The sequence below is a fragment of the Microcella alkalica genome (assembly GCF_014595885.1).
In the GTDB taxonomy this organism is placed as follows: domain Bacteria; phylum Actinomycetota; class Actinomycetes; order Actinomycetales; family Microbacteriaceae; genus Microcella; species Microcella alkaliphila_B.
The window spans coordinates 87615-109918 of record NZ_JABUKC010000001.1 but is presented as its reverse complement, the minus strand read 5'-3'; the positions used below and the strand labels follow the sequence as shown (position 1 = coordinate 109918).

The following is a 22304-nucleotide window of genomic DNA, read 5'->3' as shown; positions in this document are numbered from 1 at the left end:
GGGCGGCGGGGGTCGCGGCGGCGTGCCGCGCGTCAGCCCGCGGTCGGCTGCGGCGCGACCGGGCGGCTCGCCTCGATGAGCCGCGTGGCGGCGTCGCGGATGCCCTCCAGCTCGCTGATCGACAGCCCTAGCCGCTCGACCACGCGCCCGGGCACCTGCTCGGCGCGCTGCCGCAGCGCCCGACCCGCGGGCGTGAGCTCGAGCGCGAGCGCTCGCTCGTCGTCCACCGCGCGGCGGCGCACGACGAGCCCCTGCTGCTCGAGCCGCTTCAGCAGCGGGCTCAGCGTGGCCGGGTCGAGCAGCAGGCGCTCGGAGAGGTCTTTCACCCGCACCGCGCCGGATTCCCACAGGGCGAGCATGACGAGGTACTGCGGGTGCGTGAGCCCGAGCGGCTCGAGCACGGGGCGGTAGACGGTGACGATGCTGCGGGCGGCCGCGGCGATGGCGAAGCAGACCTGGCGGTCGAGCGCGAGCGGGTCGTCCGAGTGGTTCACGCCCTCAGAATACGGGGCGTACGATTGATTCGTGCGCAAAGTAAATCCCCTGAACCCGTGGAACGACGTGCCGGGCTTCTGGGGAGCGTTCGGGCGCGTGCTGTGGCGCATCACCGGCCCCGCCCAGGTCGGCATCGGCCGCCCCGAGGAGCCCTACGTGCCGCCCGCCGACCCGCGCTGCCCGATGTGCGGCGAACCCATGGCCGAGCACGAGATCGAGCGCGGCGCCGGCACGACCCCGACCCGGCTGCACTGCCCTACCCGGGGCTGAGCGCCGCCGTCACCTCGTCGGCGGCCCGCACGACCGCCTCGAGCAGGGTCACGAGCGCCGCACGGCGGTGACCCGCCGCACGCTCGTCGTCGGCGTGCCCGACCGCTACGACGACGCCGCCGAGCGCATCGGCCGCAGCGCGCGCGGCGGCGAGCGCCCGCACCGCCACACGCGACGACCCTGCCTCCCCCGCCGCCCCCGCGCCGGGTAGCGCCGAGAGCGCTGGCGGCCCGGGCACCCCGGCGAGCGCCGCCTCCGCCCGGGCGAGCGACTGGGCGACCGAGCGCGGGAAGCGCTCGTCGAGCACGAGCAGCTCGATCGTCGCCGCGGCCGTGGGCGCACCGCGATGGGCCCGCACGTGCGATTCGTGGGCTCCGGCGCTGCGGAGCACGGACATCCACCCGATGCTGGCCTCGGGCTCGCCCGCGTGGGCGGCGAGCACGCGCGAGGTCGCGACCGCGCGCTCCAGGCGGCGGCCGAGCGTGATGAGCTCGTAGGCGCCCCCGCGCGCGACCGCCGACTCGACGAGGCCGACGGCGATCGCCGAGCGCTCGCGCACCCACGCGAGGAAGTCGCCGACGCGCGGGCCGACGACCTTGCGCGGCAGTCGAGCGCGCGTGGCGACGAGCATGTCGGCGAGCTCGGCGGGCAGCGACTCGCGCGCGAGGCGAGCGGCGTCGCGCGCCTCGACGAGGGCGTGCGCGATCGAGGCGGGGTGCGCGCGGTCGGCGGTCAGACGGTCGGCGGCGCGCGCCGTCGACGGCGGGTCGGCAGGCGCGTCGACGCCGCACGAGGCGAGCAGCAGGCGCGCCGCGGCCGCATCGTCGAGCCAGTGGTCGTCGCGCGCGAGCAGCAGGTGCGCCTCGAGGATGCGCGCGGTCGCGTCGGCCCGCTCGATGGCGCGACCCAGCGCCAGCAGGTGCGCGGGCACGGCGGAGGTCGTGCTCGCTGCTCCCCGCACGAGGGGCTCGCCGACGCCCGTCATGGCGGGGAGCCTAGGGGCGGCGTGTTGCGCGAGTGTTTCGCCGCAGTGACGGCCGCTACAGCCAGCGCCGCGCGCGGAAGATCGCGAAGAGCCCCACGCTCGTCGCGAGCATCGCGGCGAGCGCCGCCGGGTACCCCCACGGCTCGTCGAGCTCGGGCATGACCGTGAAGTTCATGCCGTAGATCGTGCCGACGAGGGTCGGGGCGAAGAGGATGGCCGCCCACGACGAGATCTTGCGCACCTCGTTGCTCTGCACCAGCGAGGCCTCGCTGAGCGCGCGCATCTCCGCGTTCTGGCGCTGAGTGACGAGCGTCGCGTTGACCTGCAGCGCGTTCTGCAGCACGGCGCGGAAGGTGTCGACGCGCTCGCCGACGCGGATGGCGTGGTCGAGCACGTCGGCGAACGCGTCGCGCAGCCGGCCGTCGGGCACGCCCACCGCGACCGTGCGGATGATGCCGGCGAGCGGGTGCACGGCGCGCTGCAGCTCGATGACCTCGCGCGAGAGCTCGTAGATGCGGCGACTCACGGCGTCGTCGCCGGCGAACAGCTCGTCCTCGATCTCGTCGATGTCGTTCTCGAGGCCGGCGAGCACGGGCGCGTACTCGTCGACGACCTGGTCGAGGATCGCGTAGAGCACCGCGCGCGGGCCGAGCGCGAGCAGCTCACGGTCGACCTCGAGGCGGCGCCGCACCGCGGCGAGGTCGGGCGACTCGGCGTGCCGCACCGTGATGACGGCGTCGGCGGCGACGAAGACGTGCAGCTCGCCGATGTCGACGCGCTCGTCGGCGTCGAGGTAGCGGGCGGGCTTGAGCACGACGAAGTCGTCGTCGCTGTGCCGATCGAGCTTGGAGCGCTGGTGCCCGTGGTGGGCATCCTCGACGGCGGTCGCGTTGAGGGCGAACTCGTCGGCGACCCCCGCGAGCTCATCGGGCGTCGGGCGGTACAGGCCGATCCAGGCCATGCCGCCGCGCTCGCGGGTGAGCTCGGCGACGACGTCGAGCGAAGGCGGGTCGGGCGTGCGCTCGCCGTCGACGTAGACGGCCGTGTCGATCACGGACATGCTGCCTCCTCGTCGTCGGCTCTCGACCCTAGTCGCGCTGCGCGAGCAGCTGCGCCTCGAGACGCTCGACGTCATCGCGATGGCACAGCTCGGTCGCCTCGGTCATCGCGGTGGCGGTGCCAGCAGCGACCCCGGCGCGGAAGGCCTCGTCGAGGGTGCGGCCCTGCGCGAGGCGCAGCACGAGGGCGGCGAGGAAGGAGTCGCCGGCGCCGACCGTCGAGCGCACCTCGACCTTCGGCACCTCCAGTCGCGTGACGCCCTCGCGCGTGACGAGCACGGCGCCGTCGCCGCCGAGGGTGAGGGCGACGACCTCGGCGCTGCCGCGGTCGACGAGCTCGCGGGCGGCCTCCACCCGGTCGTCGAGGGTCGGCAGCGCTCGGCCGACGAGCTCGCCGAGCTCGCGCGCCGAGGGCTTCACGAGGTGCACGCCCTCGGCGAGGGCGGCGGCGAGCGCCGGCCCCGAGGCATCCACGATGCAGCGCACCCCGTGGGCCCTCGCCGCCCGCGCGAGGCGCGCGTAGACGTCGTCGGGCACGCCGGGGGCGAGGGATCCGCTCGCGACGACGTAGCCGCCGGGCGTCATCGCGCGGAGCGTCGCGGCGAGGCACTCCCCCCACTCGTCGGAGGTGAGGTGCGGGCCCTGCAGCACGAACCGGAACTGCCGCCCCGTCGACAGCTCGTCGATCGTGATGTTCTCGCGCGTGGAGCCCTCGATGCCGATCGCGCGGCCGATGATGCCGTCGGCCTCGAGCAGCTGCCGATACGCCTGCCCGGTCGGCCCGCCGACGGCGTAGATCGCGACCGACTGCCCGCCGAGGCGGTGGATGACGCGGCTCACGTTGACGCCGCCGCCGCCCGCGTCGGTGCGGCTCGGCCCACAGCGCAGCTTGTGCTCGGGCTCGACCCGCTCGGTCGAGGTCGAGACGTCGAGCGCGGGGTTGATGGTGAGCGTGACGATGGGCGCCGACTGCGGCACGGGCGCTGTCATGGCCGAGAGCCTAGGCCTGCGGCTCGCCTGCCCGCTCGGCCTCGACCACCTCGGCGAGCGTCACCTCGTCGCGTCGACGCTGGCGCCGGATGTTGAGCACCTCGATGACGACGAGCACGCCCACGAGCACGACGACGAAGATCGCGGCCTCGACGGGGCTGCGCATCGCGAGCTGGGCGACCGCCTCGTAGGTGGCGACGCCGACCACGCCCCAGATGAGCGCCCACGCGAGGCCGCCGACCGCGAGGGCCGGGAGGTACGCGAGGAGGGGCATCCGCAGCACGCCCGCGGCGAGGTTCGCCAGCGTCTGGAAGCCGACCGTCAGGAACGACGCGGCGACGACCGGCGCCCCGTAGCGCTCGACGATGCGCTCGGCACGACGGAACCGCGGCGACTCGAGCCGGGCCTTCAGCCGCGTGCGGCCGACGCCACCGCGTGCGCCGCGACCGGCCGCGTACGTCGCGCCGCCGCGCAGCAGCACGACGACGTAGAAGAGCGCGACGGCGAGCGGCAGCGGCAGCCCGAAGGCGGTGTCGAACGACTCCATGGGCTCCCGGGCTCTCGCAGGCGGACGGACGGCGATCTCAGCCTAGTGAGACCGGTTCGCGGATGCCCGGGGCGAAGGTCCCGTCTCCGCCGCGGTCAGCGGCCGACGCGCACGAGGCTCCACGACACGGCCGGCAGTGTCACGCGCACGACGCCCGCCTCGACCCGCGTCGAGGTGTTGCCGCACGGCGACACCCGGTCGGGCGCGTCGATCGTGCTCGCGTCGAGCGGATCCGGCCCGCTCAGGCTGACCGCCTCGAGCACCCGCGCGCCCGGCGCGAGGCCGGCGACGACGACGGTCGCGTCGACCTCGCGCTCGAGGTCGCGGTTCACCAGCAGCACGGTCAGCCCTCCGTCGTCGGTGCGCACGGCGGCGGCGCTCACGGCGGGCGCCTCGCCGAGCGACCCCGCGGCGATGAACGGGGCGTCGACGGCGACCGGGAGGCTCTCGCCGCGCGCGTGCCGCGCCGTGAGGGCGAACGGGTGGAAGGTCGCGCGGCGCCAGGCAAGAGCATCCGCTGGCGCCGCGATCGGGGCGATGACGTTGACCACCTGCGCGAGGCACGCGGCCGTGACCCGGTCGGCCCGGCGCAGCAGCGAGATGAGCAGGTCGCCCACGACGACGGCGTCGGCGAGGCAGTAGTCGTCTTCGCTGAGCGCGGGCGCCTCGGGCCAGTTGTCGCCGGTGGGCAGGCTCGCGGCCATGCGCGACTGGTACCAGACGTTCCACTCGTCGACCGAGATGCCGAGCGTGCGCACGGAGCCGAGCTCGTCGCGCACCGCGTCGACGATGCCGATCACGTCGTCGAGGTAGCGGTCGAGCGCGACGCCCGAGGCGAGGAACGCGGCCAGGTCGCCGTCGACCGGCTCGGCGTAGAAGTGCGCCGAGAGCAGGTCGACGTCGTCGTAGGCGTGGCGCAGCACCGTGCGCTCCCAGGAGCCGAAGGTCGGCATGAGCGGCCCCGACGAGCCGCAGGCCACGAGTTCGAGGGCCGGGTCGAGCTGCCGCAGCGCCTTCGCCGTGCGCGAGGCGAGCCGGCCGTACTCGTCGGCGGTCTGCTGGCCGAGCTGCCAGGGCCCATCCATCTCGTTGCCGAGGCACCACAGCCGCACCGGGAAGGGCTCCTCGCGGCCGTTCGCCCGGCGCTCGTCGGCGCGTGCCGTGCCCGCCGGGTGCAGCGCGTACTCGGCGAGGTCGAGCGCCTCGAGCACGCCGCGCGTGCCGAGGTTCGCCGCGAGCATGAGTTCGGCGCCGACGAGCTCGGCCCAGCGCGCGAACTCGTGCAGGCCGACGCGGTTCGACTCGACGCTGTGCCAGGCGAGGTTGAGGCGGCGGGGGCGCTGCTCGATGGGGCCCACGCCGTCCTCCCAGCGGTAGCCGGAGACGAAGTTGCCGCCCGGGTAGCGCACCATCGTGATGCCGAGCTCGCGCACGAGGTCGAGCACGTCGCGCCGGAAGCCCTCGGCGTCGGCCGACGGGTGCTCGGGGTCGAACAGGCCGCCGTACACGCCGCGGCCCATGTGCTCGACGAAGCCGCCGAAGACGCGGTCGTGCACGCGGCCGATCGGGTGCGCGGCGTCGACCTCGAGTCGCGCGACGAGGGGCGCGCGGTCGGTCACGCGGCGCCGATCGTGCGCGCGACGGCCGTCTGGTAGGCGGCGCGCACGCGCGGCTGCGGCGGATGCTGCACCGAGGCGTGCACCGCGAGCGGCCAGTCCGGCAGCGCGCCGGCGAGCACCCCTGCCGCCTGCCGCGCGGCACCGCGCGCGACGTACTCCCCCGGGTCGGGCACGACGACCGGCAGGCCGAGCACCTCGGAGGCGATCGCCGGCACCGCCGCGGAGCGCGCGGCGCCGCCGACGAGCAGCACGCGCCGCGCGGCGAGGCCGTGGCGCGCGATGGCGTCGAATCCGGCGGCGAGGCCGCACAGCATCCCCTCGATTGCGGCGCGCGCGAGGTTCTCGCGCGTCGTCGAAGCGAGCGTGAGACCGGTGAGGCTCGCGGTCGCGTCGGGCAGGTTGGGCGTGCGCTCGCCCTCGAACCAGGGCAGCAGCACGACGCCGCCGGCGCCGGGCTCGGCGACGAGGGCGAGCTCGGCGAGCGCCTCGTGGTCGACGCCGAGCAGGCGGGCGAGCGCGTCGAGCACGCGAGCGGCGTTGAGCGTGGCGACGAGCGGCAGGAAGGCGCCGTCGGCGGAGGCGAAGCCCGCGACGGTCCCGGTCGCGTCGAGCACGGGGGCGTCGGTGACGGCGAAGACCGTGCCGCTCGTGCCGATCGAGATGACGACGTCGCCGGCGCTCGCCCCGAGGCCGAGGGCGGCCGCCGCGTTGTCGCCGGCGCCCGCACCGATCGGGATGCCCGTGGGCACCCCGGGCGCCCCCGCGGCGGTCTCGCCCGCGCGCTCGAGCGGGCCGAGCACGCGCGGCAGGCGCGCACGGTGGCCGAGCGCGTGCTCGAGCAGCTCGAGGTCGTACTGCCCGGTGGTGGGCGACCAGTACGCGGTGCCGCTCGCGTCGGAGCGGTCGGTCACGAGCTCGTCGAGCACGGGCCCGAGCGGGCTCTCGCCGGCGGGCCCGTAACCGCGAAGCCGCCAGGTGAGCCAGTCGTGCGGCAGGCACACGGCGGCGACGCGGCGCGCGTTCTCGGGCTCGTGGTCGCGCAGCCAGCGCAGCTTCGTCGCCGTGAACGAGGCCACCGGTACCGAGCCGGTGCGGCGGGCGAGCTCGTCTGCGCCGAGCTCGTCGACCAGGGCCCGAGCGGCGTCGGCCGAGCGGGTGTCGTTCCACAGCAGGGCGTCGCGCACGACTCGGCCGTCAGCGTCGAGCGCGACCATGCCGTGCTGCTGGCCCGCGACCGCGATCGCGGCGACGTCGTCGAGACCGCCGGCCTCCGTGATCGCGGCGAGCAGGGCATCCCACCAGGCGGTCGGGTCGACGGCGGTGCCGTCGGGGTGCGGGGCGCGGCCCTCGCGAACGACGCGTCCCGTGGCGGCGTCGACGACGACGACCTTGCAGCTCTGCGTCGACGAGTCGACGCCGGCGACGAGGGTCATGGCAGCTCCTTCGCTGGCGGGCGCACGGGCGGGCGTGCTGACGAGGTTCGGTCGGGGCGCGCGGCGAAACGGCGTCGCGCGCCCCGACCGGGTCGGTGGAGGCGAGTGCGGCTAGCGAGCACCCATGAGGTGCTCGGTCGCCAGCTGCTGCAGGCGCACGAAGCCGAAGCCCCGGCCGTCGAAGTAGGCGTTCGCGTCGAACTCCTCGAACGCGGTGCGGTCGTCGAGCAGGTCGCGGATGCTCTCGCCCTCGCCGAGCGTCGGCTGCGACAGCTCGGCGACGCGGGCCGCCGCGAGGGCCTCCTGCACCTCCGGGTCGGCGCGGAAGGCGGCCGCGCGCTCCTTCAGCAGCAGGTAGGTGCGCATGTTGGCCTTCGCGCTCTCCCACACGCCCGACTCGTCCTCGGTGCGGCTCGGCTTGTAGTCGAAGTGGCGGGGGCCGTCGTAGGCGCTCCCCCCGTTCGGCCCGCCGTGCTCGAGCAGGTCGACGAGCGAGAAGGCATTGTGCAGGTCGCCGTGGCCGAACACCAGATCCTGGTCGTACTTGATGCCGCGCTGGCCGTTGAGGTCGATGTGGAAGAGCTTGCCCGCCTCGAGCGCCTGCGCGATGCCGGCGGTGAAGTTGAGGCCCGCCATCTGCTCGTGCCCAACCTCGGGGTTGAGGCCGACGAGCTCGGGGTGCTCGAGCGTCTCGATGAAGGCCATCGCGTGGCCGACGGTCGGCAGCAGGATGTCGCCGCGCGGCTCGTTCGGCTTCGGCTCGATCGCGAAGCGGATGCCGTAGCCCTGCTCGGTGACGTACTGGGTGAGCAGGTTGACGGCCTCGCGGTAGCGCTCGATCGCCGCGCCGACGTTCTTGGCGGCGTCGTACTCGGCGCCCTCGCGGCCGCCCCACATGACGAAGGTGTGCGCGCCGAGCTCGGCGGCGAGGTCGAGGTTGCGCAGCACCTTGCGCAGCGCGAAGCGGCGCACGGCGCGGTCGTTCGAAGTGAAGCCGCCGTCTTTGAATACGGGCGCGCTGAAGAGGTTCGTGGTGATCATCGGCACCTGCAGCCCGGTGCGCTCCTTCGCCGCGATGAGGCGGTCGATCTGCGTGCGGCGCTCGGCGTCGGTCGAGCCGAAGGCGAAGAGGTCGTCGTCGTGCAGCGTGAGGCCGTAGGCGCCGAGCTCGGTGAGCTTCTCGACGACGTGCACGACGTCGAGGGGTGCGCGGGTGGGGCCGCCGAAGGGGTCGGCGCCGTTGTAGCCGACGGTCCAGAGACCGAAGGTGAACTTGTCGGCGGGCGTGGGCGTCGTTGCCATGGTGTCTCCCGGTGGGGCGGCGCGCGGGGGCGCCAGCGCTATTTGTTGGTCGTCACAACGTATCATGGTGCTCGGAAGAACCGCCACACTGGTCGCATGCCGAATCGAGGACCGAGAGCCATGGATGCCGCCGCCGTGCGCCGCCGCAACCTCTCGGCGGTGCTCGAGCTCGTGCACCTGCGTCGCGGCGTCACGCGCGCCGACCTCACGCGCGCGCTCGGCCTCAACCGCTCGACGATCGGCGACCTCGTCGCCGTGCTCGCCGAGCACGGCTGGGTCGACGAGCGTGACGACGCCCCGCGCGCGGGCGTCGGCCGCCCCAGCCCCCGGGTGGTGCCGCGGGATGCCCGGCTCGTGGCCGCGATCAACCCCGAGGTCGACGTCATCGACGTCGCGCTCGTCTCGCTCGGCGGCGAGCTCGTCGCACGCCGCCGCGTGCCGCTGTCGGAGCCGCCGAGCGTCGACCGCGCCATCGAGCTCATCACCGCCACCGTGCGCGACCTCGCCGCGACCCAGCCCGAGAGCGAGGTTGTCGCCGCGGGCGTCGCCGTGCCGGGCCTCGTGCGCCACGACGACGGGCACGTGCGCCTCGCCCCGCGCCTGGGCTGGCGCGAGCAGCCGCTCGCCGCGCCGCTCGCCGCAGCCCTCGGCGTGCCGGTCGCCGCGGCGAACGACGCCCACCTCGGCAGCCGAGCCGAGCAGGCGTTCGGCGCCGGCATCGGCGCGCGCACGATGCTCTACCTCAACGGCGGCCCGAGCGGCATCGGCGGCGGGCTCGTCGTCGACGGGCGCCCCATGGACGGCGCCGCGGGCTACGCCGGCGAGCTCGGCCACGCGAGCGTCGACCCGAACGGCCCCCTGTGCGCGTGCGGCGCGACCGGCTGCCTGGAGGCGCTCGTGCCCCGCGCCGCGCTCGCCGCCGCGGTCGGCCTCGAGCACCCCGACGACGACACGCTCGAGAGCGCCCTGCTGACGGCGATCGTCGCGGAGAACGACGACGGGCCCGTGCACGAGGAGGTCGCCCGGCAGCTGCGCTGGCTCGCGATCGCCCTGCGCGGCGCGGTCAACCTGCTGAACCCCGAGCGCATCGTGCTCGGTGGCCACCTCGCCGCCCTGTGGCGGGCCGCGGATCGCGACCAGCGCGCATCCCTGCTCGCCCAGGCGCTGCCGGTCAACGCGGCCGACGCGACGATCGAGGTCGCCGCGCTCGGCTCGCAGCGCCTGCTCGTCGGCGCCGCCGAGCTCGCGTGGGACGGCCTCATTGCTGACCCGCTCGGTGCGGAGACGACCGACGCGGCGAGCGCCGTCGGCGTCTCGGCATGATGCACGATGAGCCGTAACTTTCGGGTCTAGGCTTCGAAACATGTCGACCGATTCGCGCGTGACCCTCTCCGACGTCGCCGCGGAGGCCGGCGTGTCGCTCGCCACCATCTCGAAGGTGCTCAACGGTCGCCCCGACGTCTCCGCCGCCACGCGCGCCCGCGTCGAGGAGCTGCTCGCCCGGCACGGCTACCAGCGCCGCACCGGGCAGACGACGGCGAAGGCCGAGCTGCTCGAGCTCGTCTTCCATGAGCTCGACCGCATCTGGTCGATGGAGCTCATCGATGGCGTCGAATCCGTCGCCAAGGAGCACGGGCTCAGCGTCGTGCTCACCGTCACGGGCGACCGGCACTCCCCCGGCGCCGAGTGGCTCGACGGCGTGCTGCGCCGGCGGCCCGCCGGCGTCATCCTCGTCTTCAGCGACCTGCCGCCCGCGCTGCGCGAGCGGCTGCGGTCGCGCGCGATCCCGTTCGCGATCGTCGACCCCGCCGGCGACCCCTCACCCGACGTGCCCTCGGTCGGCTCGGCCAACTGGTCGGGCGGCCTCGCCGCGACGCGTCACCTCATCGAGCTCGGGCACACGCGCATCGCCGCGATCACCGGCCCGGCCGACATGATGTGCTCGCTAGCCCGCCTCGACGGCTACCGGTCGGCAATGAACTCCGCCGGGCTGCCGATCGACCCCTCGTGGGTGCGCTTCGGCGACTTCCACGTCGAGGGCGGGCGCGCCGAGGCGATGCGCCTGCTCGACCGGCCCGACCGGCCGACCGCGATCTTCGCCGGCAGCGACCTGCAGGCGCTCGGCACGCTCGAGGCCGCCCGCTCGCTCGGGCTGCGCGTGCCGGAGGACCTCTCGATCGTCGGCTACGACGACATCCCGCTCAGCCGCTGGGTGAGCCCGCGCCTGACGACCGTGCACCAGCCGCTGCGCCAGATGGGCGTCGAGGCGGCGCGGCTCGTGCTCGCCGTCGCCGAGGGCGCCGCGGCCACCCAGCGCATGGACCTCGCCACGAGCCTCGTGGTGCGCGACTCGACGGCGCCGCCAGCCCGTTGATCCCGCCCGCGCCGCGCGGCGCGCGGCGCGCGCGTGCCGTGCTCTCGACACCCCCGCCGCAGTCGACCGAATGAAGGGAGCCGGGAGCGAGCGGTCGGCGTGTCGCGTGCGACACGCCGCTGGAGCGCAGGCGCCTCCCTTCATTTGGTCGACGAGGGACGCGCGGGGCGGGCGCGGATGCTCGGCGCGCGCCGCCGACCTCAGCCGCGTGCGTACCGCTCGCCGAGCAGCCGCGCCCGCTCCGCGAGGGCGCGACGCAGCGACGGCGGCTCGAGCGCCTCGGCCGCGACGTCGAGCTGCCACAGCGCCCACACCGCGTGCCGCTCGTCGTCGAAGAGCACCTCGACGACGGCCCTCCCGTCGGGCCCCTCGTGCTCGGCGAGCACGGCTCGGGCCGTGTCGAGCAGCGTCGCTCGAGCATCCTGGTCGACGGCGACGACGGCCCGCAGGCGATCGTCGGCGAGGAAGCGCGATCGTCGCTCCTCCCAGGCTGCGGCGAGGTCGACCTCGGCCGGCCGTCGCGCGGGCTCGTCGAGCAGGTCGGCCGCGAGGATGCGCGAGACCCGGTAGGTGCGATCGGCGCCGTCGCGCAGCGCCAGCAGGTAGGCGCGGTCGCGCACGGTCACGAGGCCGACCGGATCGATGACAGCGTCGTGCGGCTCGCTGTCGGGGGCGGCGTAGCGCAGTCGCAGCCGCCGCCCCTCGACGACGCCGCGCCGCAGAGCCGCCAGCACGCCCGCCGTGACCGGCTCACCGCCGACCGGGCGCGACAGCAGGTCGGTCGCCGGGTCGACGAGGAATCGCGACGCCGCATCGCCGACCGCCTGGAGGTGCGCGGCCGGGAGCGCGTCCGCGATCTTGCGCATCGCGGACGCGAGGGGCGCCCCCAGCCCGAACACCCGCTCGGCTCGTGCCGAGCCCGCCGTCAGCAGCGCGAGGGCCTCGTCGTGCGTGAGGCCGGTGAGCTCGGTGCGGAACCCGGGCAGCAGCGAGAACCCGCCGTGCCGGCCGCGGTCGGCGTACACGGGCACGCCCGCGAGCGAGAGCGCGTCGATGTCGCGCAGCACCGTGCGCTGCGAGACCTCGAGCTCGGTCGCGAGCTCGCGCGCGGACATCCGCCCCCGCTGCCGCAGCAGCAGGACGAGGGCCACGAGGCGGTCGGCGCGCACGCTCGCCATTCTGCTCCGAATGCATGACAGAGGGTGTCGTGATTCGTCGAGAGGCTCGAAGCGGAGCGGGATGCGGCCGGCACGGGGCCGGCGCGCACGACCCCTCCGGGAACGAGGAGACCCATGACCATCGTCCGCACCGCCGTGAACCCGACCACGTGGTCGACGGCGCTCGGCTTCAACCAGGGCGAGCTCGTCGAGGGCGGCACCCGCGTGCTGCACCTCTCCGGCCAGACCGCGATGAGCGCCGAGGGGCGGCCCGAGCACGACGGCGACATGGCGGCGCAGCTGGCGCTCGCGCTCGACAACGTCGAAGCGGTGCTGCGCGACGCCGACATGACGCTCGCCGACCTCGTGCGGCTGTCGGTCTACACGACCGACATCGACGCGCTCATGCCGCACTACGGGGTGCTCGCCGGGCGCCTCGCCGCCGCGGGAGCCGCGCCGGCAACGACGATGCTGCAGGTCGTGCGGCTCGCGGTGCCCGGCCAGCTCGTCGAGCTCGAGGGGACCGCGGTCGCCTGACCGCCGACGCGGCTCCCGTCCGGCGGCCAGCGTGGTCGCCGGACGGGAGCCGGGAGGAGCCACCATGACCACCCTCGCCACTATCGGGGTTTACGGACTCGATGCCCCCGGCTTCCTCGCGCTGCTGCGCGGTGCCGACGTCAGCCTTCTTGTCGACGTGCGGCAGCGTCGCGGTGTGCGCGGGGCCGATCACGCCTGGGCGAACTCGCGACGCCTGCAGGCTCTGCTCGCCGACGCCGGCATCGCCTACCGGCACGAGCGATCGCTCGCCCCGACCACCGAGCTGCGACACCTGCAGTACGCGGCGGATGCCCGGGCCGGGGTCGGCAAGCGCACCCGCACGCAGCTCTGCGAGGCGTACATCACGCGCTACACGCAGGAGATCCTCGACCCGGCGCCGCTCGACGCGCTCGTCGACGCGCTGCCCGCCGTCGGCAGCGCCGCGCTGCTCTGCGTCGAGCGCGAGGCGAGCGCGTGCCACCGCGGTCTCGTGGCCGCACGGCTCGCTGAGTGCTTCGGGCTCGACGTCGTGCACCTCGGCGGGCGCGGAGCGGGCGCGGCTCAGGCGGCGCCGAGCTCGACGACCTGCGTCGACGAGCCCACGGGCAGCGCGAACTCGGCACGAGCATCCGCCGCCGTGATCACGTAGTCGCCCGCCAAGCCGGTGACGCGCACGCGACCCTCGCCGTCGGTGCGCAGCGTCGTCGCCGGAAGCCACCACTCGTCGCGCACGAGTGACCGCAGGCGGTCGAACGAGGGCTTGCGCGAGCCGTCGGCGCGCACGAGGCCAATGGGTGCACCGAGCCAGGCTCCGTGGTCGGTGATGCCCCAGTAGGTGATCGACGCGACCGCCGGGTGCCCCACGAGCATGCGGTAGAGCTGCTCGAGCTCGTCGGCCTGCCGCACCTCGCCCTCGGGCGTCGACGGCCACTCGTCGACGACGTGATCGTTGAGGTCGACGATGTGCGCGGGCATGAGGTCACCCGAGACGAGCGAGCTCTCGCTGAAGTGCACGGGCAGCCCGAAGCGCCCGAAGCGGTCGGCGAGCTCGAGCAGCTGCGCGCCGCGGAACCCCTGGTGCATGTGCGTCTGCACGCCGATGCCGTCGAGCCGGATGCCCGCCTCGAGCACCCCCTCGATGAGCCGCTCGTAGTCAGCCGAGAGGTCGAAGTCGTTGAGCAGCAGGCGCGCGCTCGGGTCGACCGAGCGCGCCTCGTCGACGGCGAGCCGCACCATCTCGACGCGGCCGAGGCGGCGCGCGATGCGCGAGATCGCGTTCGGCACGCCGTCGGGCTCGTTGACGAAGTCGGGCATGATGACGACCTCGTTGATGGCGTCCCACTCGTCGACGAGACCGCCGAAGTCGGCGACCTCGCGGCGCACCCGCGCCCGCACGAGCGCCTCGGCCTCGGCGTCGGGCAGCGCGTCGAGCCAGGCCGCCTTGACGGTGTGCCACACGAGCGGGTGCCCCTTGACGCGCACCCCGCGGTCGCGGAACCAGCGCGCCGCCGTCTGCAGCCGACGCGTCGCCGGACGCCCCCGCCGGGGCTCGAAATCGCCCCAGTAGAACGGCAGCACCGCGAGGGAGAACAGCTCGAGCCAGTCGGCGGCGAGGGCCGACTCGTCCCGATCGCCGGTGGCGTGGTCGATGAGGTCGAAGCCGATGCAGCCGAACGCGAAGGCGTGCCGCACCTGCTCGACGACGACCTCGCGGTCGGCGAGCGGCCGCCCGGCGAGGTCGAGCACCCTGAGCTCGACCTCGCCGCGGCGGTGCGCGAGGGCCTCGCTCATGCGCCGGGCAGCACCTGGAAGCGCGCGTGCACGGCCCGGTCGGCGCCGAGCTCTCGCGTCGCGCCCTCGAGCTCGACGCGGTGCACGAGCGGGATGTCGGCGCTCGAGCGGCCGAACCCGAGCTCGATCGCGCCGGGCTCGACGATGCGGCGACCGTCGCGGCCGGTGAAGCCGGCGAGGTCGGCGGGCACGGTCGCGACGACGCGCGCGCTCGACCCGGCAGGCACCTCGACCCGGCGATAGCCGATAAGCCGCTGCACGGGCCGCACGACGGAGGCGACCGGGTCGTGCAGGTAGAGCTGCACGACCTCGACCGCGTCGCGCTCGCCCGTGTTGACGAGCCGCAGCGACAGCACGATCTCGCCGTCGACGCCGACGCGCACGTCGGGGCTCTCGAGGTCGGTCCACGTGGCTGAGCCGTAGCCGAGCCCGTGCCCGAAGGGGAAGGCCGCGGTGGGGTCGATGTTCGACACCCCGCTGCGACGGGCGAGCGGCGCCGCCAGGTAGGTCGACGGCTGCACCCCTCGATGGGCGGGGATGCTCACCGGCAGTCGCCCGGAGGGCTCGACGCGGCCGCTCAGCACGCCGGCGATCGCGCCCGCGCCCTCCTCGCCGGGGAAGAACGCCTGCACGATCGCGGCCGCCCGCGCCTCGGCGCCGCCGAGCGCGTAGGGCCGGCCGGAGAGCAGCACGAGCACGACGGGCGTGCCCGAGTCGAGCACCGCGTCGAGCAGCGCCTGCTGCGCGCCGGGTAGGGCGAGGTCGTCGGCGTCGCAGCCCTCGCCGCTCGTGCCGCGGCCGAAGAGCCCGGCGCGGTCGCCGAGCACGACGATCGCGACGTCGGCCGCGGCCGCGGCCTCGACCGCGGCGGGGATGCCGTCGGTCGCTCCGTCGTCGACGCCCGTGCCGACCGCGTGCGCGATCGACGCCGACGGGAACTCGGTGCGCACGGCATCCAGCACGGTCGCGATGTCGATGCCCATCTCGACGCCCGGATGCTGCGTGACGACGTGCGTGGGGAAGGAGTAGCAGCCGAGCATCGCGTAGCGCTCGTCGGCGTTGGGGCCGATCACGGCCACGCGCCGCGGCGCTGCCGCACCCGCTGGCGCGAGCGGCAACAGCCCCTCGTTGCGCACGAGCACGATCGAGCGCTCGGCGAGCACGCGCGCGAGGGCGCGGTTCGGCGCCGGGTCGAGGTCGATCGCGCCGCGCACCGACTCGGCGTCGAGCGCGACGCCCGCGAGCGCCGGCGGCACCGGGTCGTAGTCGTCGTCGAGCAGGCCGAGCTCGAGCTTCTGCGCGAGCACGCGACGCAGCGCCGTGTCGACGAGCGCCTCGTCGACGACGCCCTCCTCGACGGCGCGGCGCAGCGGCTCGCCGAAGGTCTTCACGGTCGGCAGCTCGACGTCGATGCCCGCCTCGAGGGCGGAACCCGCCGCCTCGGCCCACGTCGACGCCGTGCCGTGCAGGAGCTTGAGGAACGCGATCGCGAAGTAGTCGGCGACGACCGTGCCGGTGAAACCCCACTCGTCGCGCAGCAGCTCGGTGAGCAGTCGGCGGTCGGCGGCGCTCGGCACGCCGTCGAGGTCGGTGTACGAGTTCATGACGCTGCGCGCGCCACCCTCGCGCACCGCCATCTCGAACGGCGGCAGCAGCACGTCGGCCAGCTCGCGCTCGCCGATCGACACGGGGGCGAGGTTGCGGCCGGCGCGCGAGGCCGAGTAGCCGACGAAGTGCTTGAGGGTCGCGACGATGCCCGACGACTCCAGGCCCCGCACGTAGGCGCTGCCGACCGTCGCGACGAGGTACGGGTCCTCGCCGATCGTCTCTTCGACGCGACCCCAGCGGGCGTCGCGCACGACGTCGAGCACGGGCGCGAGACCCTGGTGCACGCCCACCGAGCGCATGTCCGCGCCGATGCGCGCGGCCATGCGCTCGACGAGCTCGGGGTCGAAGCTCGCACCCCACGACAGCGGCACCGGATACGCGGTGGCTCCCCAGGCGGCGAAGCCCGCGAGGCACTCCTCGTGCGCGAGCGCCGGGATGCCGAAGCGGCTCTGCGCGACGATGCGGCGCTGGGTCGTGACGAGACTCAGCGCGCCGAGCCCGGCATCCACCGGGGCGGAGCCGAACGGCCGCGTCAGCTGGCCGAGCCCCTCGGGCAGGATCTCGTCGAGATCGATCGCGTCGTCGAGGTCATGCTGGTGCGGCGCGACGTCGCCGCCGTCGGCGCCGGCGCCGACCCACACGCCGTACAGCTGGGCGAGCTTCTCGGGCAGCGTCATCGCGGCGACGAGCGCCTCGACGCGCGCCGCGGGGTCGAGGCGACGGTCGCGCCAGGGCGCGGCGCCGTCGGTCGAGAGGGCGGGGGCGGTGTGGATGGTCATCCCTTGACGGCTCCTGTCAGGCCGCCGACGATGCGGCGCTGGGCGAGGGTGAAGAACAGCAGGGCGGGCAGCATCGCGATCGAGGTGAAGGCGAGCACGCCGGCCGTGTCTTGCGAGTAGGCGGTCGAGAAGTACTGCACGCCGACCGGCAGCGTGGCCGTCGCGGGGTTGCCGAGCAGCAGCAGCGGCAGCAGGTAGGCGTTCCAGCTCGCGACGAAGGCGAGCACGCCGACCGTGACGAGGCCCGGCCACGACAGCGGCAGCAGCACGCGCCAGAAGAAGGTGAAGCGGCCGGCGCCGTCGATGAGGGCGGCGTCCTCGAGTTCGGCCGGGATCGCCCGGAGGAACGGCACGAGAATGATGATCGTCGTCGGCAGGGCGAAGGCGATCTGCGGGCCGATCACGGCGAGCAGGTTGCCGAGCAGCCCGAACGAGCGCAGCATCGTGAACAGCGGCAGCACGGCGACCGTGAGCGGGAACAGCAGCCCGGCCGTGAACAGCGAGAACAGCAGCCCGCGCCCGACGAACTCGTAGCGGGCGATGACGAACGCCGCCATGACGCCGAGCAGCACGACGCCGAGGGTCGTCGCGACGGCGACGATCGTCGAGTTGCCGAACTGGGTCCAGAAGTTCGGGTCGGCGAAGACCGCGCCGTACTTCTCGAGCACCCACGGGTCGGGCAGACCCGAGGGGTCGCTGTTGATCTGCGCGGTGGTGCGGAACCCGCCGAGGATCACGTAGATCACCGGCGCGACCGTGATGCCGCACATCACGAGCGCGATGATGTACGCCACGGGCGTGCCCCAGCGGCCGCCCGTGGGGCCGCTCGGGGCGCTCGATCGGGGGCGCTTCGGGGATGCCCCTGGGCGGGTCGAACGGACGGGTGCGATCGCGGTGGCCACGGCTCAGCCCCTCGTGATGGCGCCGCGGAGGTCGCGGCGGAGGACGAAGCGCTGGTAGGCCAGCGCGATGACGAGCGAGACGACGAAGAGGATGACCGCGACGGCGCTGCCGTAGCCGATCTGCGAGCGGCCGTTGCCGTACTCGACCATGTAGGTCGCCATCGTCTCGGTGGCGTTGAGCGGCCCACCCCCCGTGAGGATGAAGACCATGTCGAACAGCTGCAGCGAGCCGATCATCGACAGAAAGGCCCAGATGCGGATCGTCGGCCCGAGCAGCGGCAGCGTGATGTAGCGCTGCGTCTGCCACCAGCTGGCGCCGTCGATCGCGGCGGCCTCGCTGAGCTCCTCCGGCACACCCTGCAGGCCAGCGAGCATGAGGATGATCGCGAAGCCCAGGTACTTCCACGTGATGACGGCGAAGAGGGTCCAGAAGGCGACCTCGGGGTCGGCGAGCCAGAGCGGCTTCTCGCCGGTCCAGCCGAGCGACGTGAGGAAGGTGTCGACGGGGCCGCCGGGCGGGAGCATGAGGCGGAACGCGAGACCCGCGACGACCTCGCTCAGCACGTACGGGACGAAGATGAGGGTGCGGATGAGGGCGCGGCCGCGCATCCGTCGATTCAGCAAGAGGGCGATCGCGATCGCGAGGGGCCCCTGCACGGCGAGCGAGAGGGCGACGATTGCGAAGTTGTGGCCCATCGCCCCGAGGAAGATCGGATCTTGCAGGGCGCGGGCGTAGTTGTCGACGCCGATGAAGCGGTCGAGTGGGCCGAGGCCGTTCCAGTTGAAGAAGCTGTAGACGGCGGCGAGGGCCACGGGCACGAGCACGAATGTCGTGTAGACGAGCAGCGCGGGCAGCACAAAGACCCAGATGAGCAGCAGGCCGCCGGAGCGCTGACGGCGCCGGCGTGCGGGGGCGGACGGTCGGTCGGGCGTGGGCACCGGGCCCGCGGCGGTGACCGCGGGCCCGGTGTTCATCGTGGAGAGAGCCATGAGGGTTACAGCGTCGCCGCGGCGTTCCTCATGCTGTCGATGATGCTCTCGGGCGAGCCCTGGCCGCCGAAGAGCGAGACGATGCCCTCGTTCATGGCGCCGCCGACGGTCGGGCCGTAGGCGGTGTCGAGCCAGAGCTGCACGTAGGTCGACTCCTGCAGACCCGCGAGCACCTGCTGGAGGTTCGGGTCGCTGATGCCGGCCTCCGAGCCGGGCGTGACGGGGATGCCCGCACCGATCTCACCGAAGCGGGTCTGCACCTCGACACTGGTGATGTACTCGAGCAGCTCGGTGCACTCCGGCGGAGCCCACGCGGTGCACGAGAAGCCGTCGCCGCCGCCGAGCGCGGCCGTCGGGTCGCCCTGCGCGCCGTCGATGGCGGGGAAGTTGAACCAGCCGAGGAACTCCGGCGGGGTCGCGTCGGCGTTGCCGGTCTCTTCCTGGAGGATGCCACCCATGACGCCCGGGTTCCAGTGGCCCATGAGCTCCATGGCCGCGTTGCCCGTGGCGAGGAGGCCCGCCGAGCTGCCGGCGCCCTGCTGGGCGCTCGTGGCGAGGAAGCCCTCGTTGAACGGGTCGCTGCCGATGAACTCCTCGAGCAGTTCGCCCGCCTCGACGAAGCACGCGTCGTCGAAGGTGTAGTCGATCTGCGCCTGCTGCAGCACCTCGGGCGAGCACGACTTCAGCGCGAAGTGGTACCAGTAGTGCGCCGCCGGCCAGCCGTCGCCCGCGCCGACCGCGATGGGCGTGATGCCCGCGGCCTTGAGCTTGTCGATGGCGTCGTAGAGCTCGTCGAGGGTCTCGGGAGTGCCCTCGATGCCGGCCTGCTCGAACAGCTCGGTGTTGTACCAGAAGCCCGAGATGCCGAAGTTGAAGGGCAGGCCGTAGGTGGCGCCGTCGACCTGCCACGGGGCGACCACGCCGCCGAGCTCGTCGACCCGCTCGGCGATGTCGTCGCTGATGTCCTTGACGTAGCCCGCCTCGACCTGGGCGGCGAGCTCGCCCGCGCCCCACTGCTGGAAGAGGTCGAGCCCGCTGCCGGTGCGGAGCTGGTTCGGGATCAGCGTGCGCTGCAGCTCTTCGTTCTGGTAGGCGGTGACCTCGACGTTGACGCCCGGGTTGGCCTCTTCGAACTCGGCGGCGACGTCCTCCCAGAAGCCGAGCAGCGGCTCTCCGGTTCCGTTGTGCCACCAGGTCAGGGTGACCTCGTCGCCGTCGCCGCCGCCGCTCGTGCCGCCCGCGGGGGCGCACGCGGCGAGCGAGCCGATGGCGAGGCCGGTGAGGGCGAGAGCCGCCCAGCGCCTCGGTGCTCGTCTGTTCATCATTGAACCTCTCGAAAGTTTCGACTTCTGCGTCGAAAGTGATGGGGACGGTCTGAATATACGTCGGGCCTGTTATGTGGTCAAGCACAACATATTTCGGTTTCGTCACGGGGCGCCGTTGAGCGTCGAGGGCGAGGCACGGGGAATGGCGCGCGCGAGCGGCCCTGACGAACGGGTCGGCGCAGAGTGAAGGAGACCTAGAGCCCGACCCCGCGCGAGGCGAGGTCGTCGGCGAAAGCTTGCCGCAGCGAGTCGTCGACGGCGAGGTCGGCGGCGCCGATCGAGTCGAGCACCGACTCGACCCGGGTCGAGCCGATGACGGGCCAGGCGCCCGGCATCGCGTCGAGCATGGCGGCGAGCGCCGAGCGGTGCACCGAGTCGCCGCGGCTCATGGCGAGCGCCGCGACGCGGGGCACGCGCGTGGCGAGCGGCTCGGCCTTGGGGCCGCCGAACGGCGCGTAGGCGAGGAAGGGGATGCCCGCCCCGCGGCAGTAGCGGTACTCGTCGGCGGGGTCGAGGCCGAAGGCGTAGCGGTTCTCGACCGCGTCGATCGTCGTGATCGCCCGCGCCCGGTCGAGCAGCTCGATGCTTGCGTTCGACAGGCCGATCGCCTCGACGACGCCCTCCTCACGCAGCGTCGCGAGCTCGTGCACCGACGCGTCGAGGTCGTCGACCCGGTCGGCGCGGTGCAGCAGGAGCAGGCTCGGCGGCGCGCCGAGCACCTCGCGGCTGCGCAGCGCGTCGGCGCGCACGCGCTCGGCGCTGCCGTCGACGTCCCACGCGGCGCGCGCGACCCGGAAGTGGCCGGCTTTCGTGATGATGGGGATACCCGGCCGCTGCGCCCGCGCCGCCTGCGCGATGCGCTCCCCCGCCGCGTCGTCGTCGACCGTGGCGTAAGCGCGCGCGGTGTCGATGGCGAGCACGCCGGCGCCGACGGCGGCCCGCACGACGGCGAGCGCCGCATCCACCGTCGCGCCCTCCTTGAGCACGAGCGAGGCGACGCCGAGCACGACGCCGCGCTCCGGCAGCGTGAAGCCCATCAGCACCGCCCCCGGCTCGCGCCTCGTCGCGTCGTCATGCCTCCGAGCGTAGGGGGCGCGGCGCGGCGGTGTCGCCCCCGCGCGCGAAGGTGCGTCGTGCGGTCTGCGCGAGAGCGGCACCCCGTCAGGACGAGCGCCTAGGCTCGACGCACCGCCGCGACCTCCCCAAGGAGCATCCATGCAGTTCTGCGCGTTCACCGAGCCCCAGCAGGGCGCCGACTACGAGACGCAGCTCGCGCACGCCCGCCGCGCCGAGGCGCTCGGCTTCGACGGATGGTTCCGCAGCGACCACTACCACGTCATGGGCGACGGCGACGGGCTGCCCGGCCCCACCGACGCCTGGACGACCCTCGCCGGCCTCGCCCGCGAGACGAGCACGATCAGGCTCGGCACGCTGGTGTCGTCGGCGACGTTCCGCGTGCCGGGCATCCTCGCCATCCAGGTCGCGCAGGTCGACCGCATGTCGGGCGGCCGCGTCGAGCTCGGCCTCGGCACCGGCTGGTTCGCGACGGAGCACACGGCATACGGCATCCCCTTTCCCGAGAAGCGGTTCGGGATGCTCGAGGAGCAGCTCGCGATCGTGACGGGCCTCTGGGCCACCCCCGACGGCGCCACGTTCTCGTTCGAGGGCGACCACTACTCCCTGCTCGACGCGCCCGCGCTGCCGAAGCCCGCGCAGCCGCAGATCCCCGTCATCGTCGGAGGCGGCGGCCCGCGCCGCACCCCGCAGCTCGCCGCCCGCTACGCGACCGAGTTCAACATCGGCTTCGTCGACGAGGCCACGGTCGCCGAGAAGTTCGCCAACGTGCTGCGCGTGTGCGAGGAGGAGGAGCGCGACCCCGCCACCCTGCGCCTGTCGGTCGCGCTGCCGACGGTCGTCGCCGACGACGAAGCCGAGCTGCGCCGCCGGTGCGCGGCCGTCGGCATCGACCCCGACTCGCCGCACGACGCGCGCCTGGTGGGCACGCCCACGCAGGTCGCCGGGAAGCTCGAGCGGCTGCTCGAGCTCGGCGCGAGCCGCGTCTACCTGCAGACGGTGGACATGACCGACCTCGACCACCTCGACCTCATCGCGCGCGACGTGATCGCGCGCGTGCGCTAGAGC

The 22304-nt window shown here is 74.1% G+C and carries 21 protein-coding genes; 6 read left to right on the top strand and 15 right to left on the bottom strand.

What is annotated here, in order from left to right; translation table 11 throughout:
- Positions 1-32: 32 nt before the first annotated feature.
- Positions 33-494 carry a MarR family winged helix-turn-helix transcriptional regulator gene (locus ID804_RS00500; RefSeq protein ID WP_317451119.1) on the bottom strand — a complete coding sequence of 154 codons (462 nt, stop codon included), beginning with the start codon at positions 492-494 and terminating at the stop codon, positions 33-35.
- A 31-nt stretch (positions 495-525) separates the two neighbouring features.
- Between ID804_RS00500 and ID804_RS00495 the strand changes: the two genes are divergently transcribed.
- Entirely contained in the window at positions 526-765 is a 240-nt protein-coding gene (locus ID804_RS00495) for a hypothetical protein (protein WP_317451118.1), read from the top strand.
- On the opposite strand, the gene ID804_RS00490 is transcribed toward ID804_RS00495, so the two are convergent.
- The 7 genes from ID804_RS00490 to xylA form a co-directional block, all read right to left on the bottom strand.
- Positions 752-1750: an alpha-E domain-containing protein gene (locus ID804_RS00490; RefSeq protein ID WP_169077020.1), complete on the bottom strand. Its 999-nt coding sequence runs from the start codon at positions 1748-1750 to the stop codon at positions 752-754. The genes ID804_RS00495 and ID804_RS00490 overlap by 14 nt on opposite strands.
- Before the next feature lie 55 nt (positions 1751-1805).
- Complete coding sequence (locus ID804_RS00485; protein WP_169077019.1) at positions 1806-2810, bottom strand: magnesium and cobalt transport protein CorA; 1005 nt, start codon at positions 2808-2810, stop codon at positions 1806-1808.
- A 28-nt stretch (positions 2811-2838) separates the two neighbouring features.
- Positions 2839-3798, bottom strand: coding sequence for a 1-phosphofructokinase family hexose kinase (locus ID804_RS00480; protein ID WP_169077018.1), 960 nt, complete (start codon positions 3796-3798; stop codon positions 2839-2841).
- Positions 3799-3808: 10 nt separating this feature from the next.
- Entirely contained in the window at positions 3809-4345 is a 537-nt protein-coding gene (locus ID804_RS00475; RefSeq protein WP_169077017.1) for a DedA family protein, read from the bottom strand.
- Positions 4346-4440: 95 nt separating this feature from the next.
- Positions 4441-5964 (bottom strand): alpha-N-arabinofuranosidase, encoded by a 1524-nt coding sequence (locus tag ID804_RS00470; protein ID WP_317451117.1) that lies wholly within the window; start codon positions 5962-5964, stop codon positions 4441-4443.
- A complete protein-coding gene (gene xylB, locus ID804_RS00465; protein ID WP_169077016.1) occupies positions 5961-7397 on the bottom strand; it encodes a xylulokinase in 1437 nt (478 codons plus the stop codon). The genes ID804_RS00470 and xylB overlap by 4 nt, the downstream gene beginning before the upstream one ends.
- Before the next feature lie 111 nt (positions 7398-7508).
- Entirely contained in the window at positions 7509-8699 is a 1191-nt protein-coding gene (xylA, locus tag ID804_RS00460) for a xylose isomerase (RefSeq protein WP_169077015.1), read from the bottom strand.
- A 120-nt stretch (positions 8700-8819) separates the two neighbouring features.
- Between xylA and ID804_RS00455 the strand changes: the two genes are divergently transcribed.
- Both ID804_RS00455 and ID804_RS00450 read left to right on the top strand, forming a co-directional pair.
- Complete coding sequence (locus tag ID804_RS00455; RefSeq protein ID WP_169077014.1) at positions 8820-10022, top strand: ROK family transcriptional regulator; 1203 nt, start codon at positions 8820-8822, stop codon at positions 10020-10022.
- Between the two features lie 40 nt (positions 10023-10062).
- Positions 10063-11073, top strand: coding sequence for a LacI family DNA-binding transcriptional regulator (locus tag ID804_RS00450; RefSeq protein ID WP_169077013.1), 1011 nt, complete (start codon positions 10063-10065; stop codon positions 11071-11073).
- A 200-nt stretch (positions 11074-11273) separates the two neighbouring features.
- Here ID804_RS00450 and ID804_RS00445 read toward each other — a convergent pair whose 3' ends face one another.
- Positions 11274-12242: a helix-turn-helix transcriptional regulator gene (locus tag ID804_RS00445; protein ID WP_169077012.1), complete on the bottom strand. Its 969-nt coding sequence runs from the start codon at positions 12240-12242 to the stop codon at positions 11274-11276.
- 129 nt (positions 12243-12371) lie between these two features.
- Here ID804_RS00445 and ID804_RS00440 point away from each other — a divergent pair, with 129 nt between their 5' ends.
- Positions 12372-12767, top strand: a complete 396-nt coding sequence (locus ID804_RS00440; RefSeq protein WP_317451167.1) for a RidA family protein — start codon at positions 12372-12374, stop codon at positions 12765-12767.
- Positions 12768-12831: 64 nt separating this feature from the next.
- Positions 12832-13416 (top strand): DUF488 domain-containing protein, encoded by a 585-nt coding sequence (locus tag ID804_RS00435; protein WP_169077010.1) that lies wholly within the window; start codon positions 12832-12834, stop codon positions 13414-13416.
- Here the strand turns inward: ID804_RS00435 and ID804_RS00430 are convergent.
- The 6 genes from ID804_RS00430 to ID804_RS00405 all read right to left on the bottom strand — a co-directional run bounded on the left by ID804_RS00430 (position 13329) and on the right by ID804_RS00405 (position 21199).
- Positions 13329-14558, bottom strand: a complete 1230-nt coding sequence (locus ID804_RS00430; RefSeq protein ID WP_169077009.1) for an endo-1,4-beta-xylanase — start codon at positions 14556-14558, stop codon at positions 13329-13331. The two genes, ID804_RS00435 and ID804_RS00430, sit on opposite strands and share 88 nt — an antisense overlap.
- Positions 14555-16945: a beta-xylosidase/alpha-l-arabinosidase gene (locus ID804_RS00425; RefSeq protein ID WP_169077008.1), complete on the bottom strand. Its 2391-nt coding sequence runs from the start codon at positions 16943-16945 to the stop codon at positions 14555-14557. The genes ID804_RS00430 and ID804_RS00425 overlap by 4 nt, the downstream gene beginning before the upstream one ends.
- Positions 16942-17847: a carbohydrate ABC transporter permease gene (locus ID804_RS00420; RefSeq protein WP_317451116.1), complete on the bottom strand. Its 906-nt coding sequence runs from the start codon at positions 17845-17847 to the stop codon at positions 16942-16944. Before ID804_RS00420 ends, ID804_RS00425 begins: the two co-directional genes overlap by 4 nt.
- A gap of 3 nt (positions 17848-17850) precedes the next feature.
- Entirely contained in the window at positions 17851-18837 is a 987-nt protein-coding gene (locus tag ID804_RS00415) for a carbohydrate ABC transporter permease (protein WP_223158879.1), read from the bottom strand.
- A 5-nt stretch (positions 18838-18842) separates the two neighbouring features.
- Positions 18843-20159 (bottom strand): ABC transporter substrate-binding protein, encoded by a 1317-nt coding sequence (locus tag ID804_RS00410; RefSeq protein WP_169077007.1) that lies wholly within the window; start codon positions 20157-20159, stop codon positions 18843-18845.
- Positions 20160-20356: 197 nt separating this feature from the next.
- Entirely contained in the window at positions 20357-21199 is an 843-nt protein-coding gene (locus tag ID804_RS00405) for an aldo/keto reductase (protein ID WP_169077006.1), read from the bottom strand.
- A gap of 178 nt (positions 21200-21377) precedes the next feature.
- Here ID804_RS00405 and ID804_RS00400 point away from each other — a divergent pair, with 178 nt between their 5' ends.
- Complete coding sequence (locus ID804_RS00400) at positions 21378-22301, top strand: LLM class F420-dependent oxidoreductase (protein ID WP_169077005.1); 924 nt, start codon at positions 21378-21380, stop codon at positions 22299-22301.
- Positions 22302-22304 lie beyond the last annotated feature (3 nt).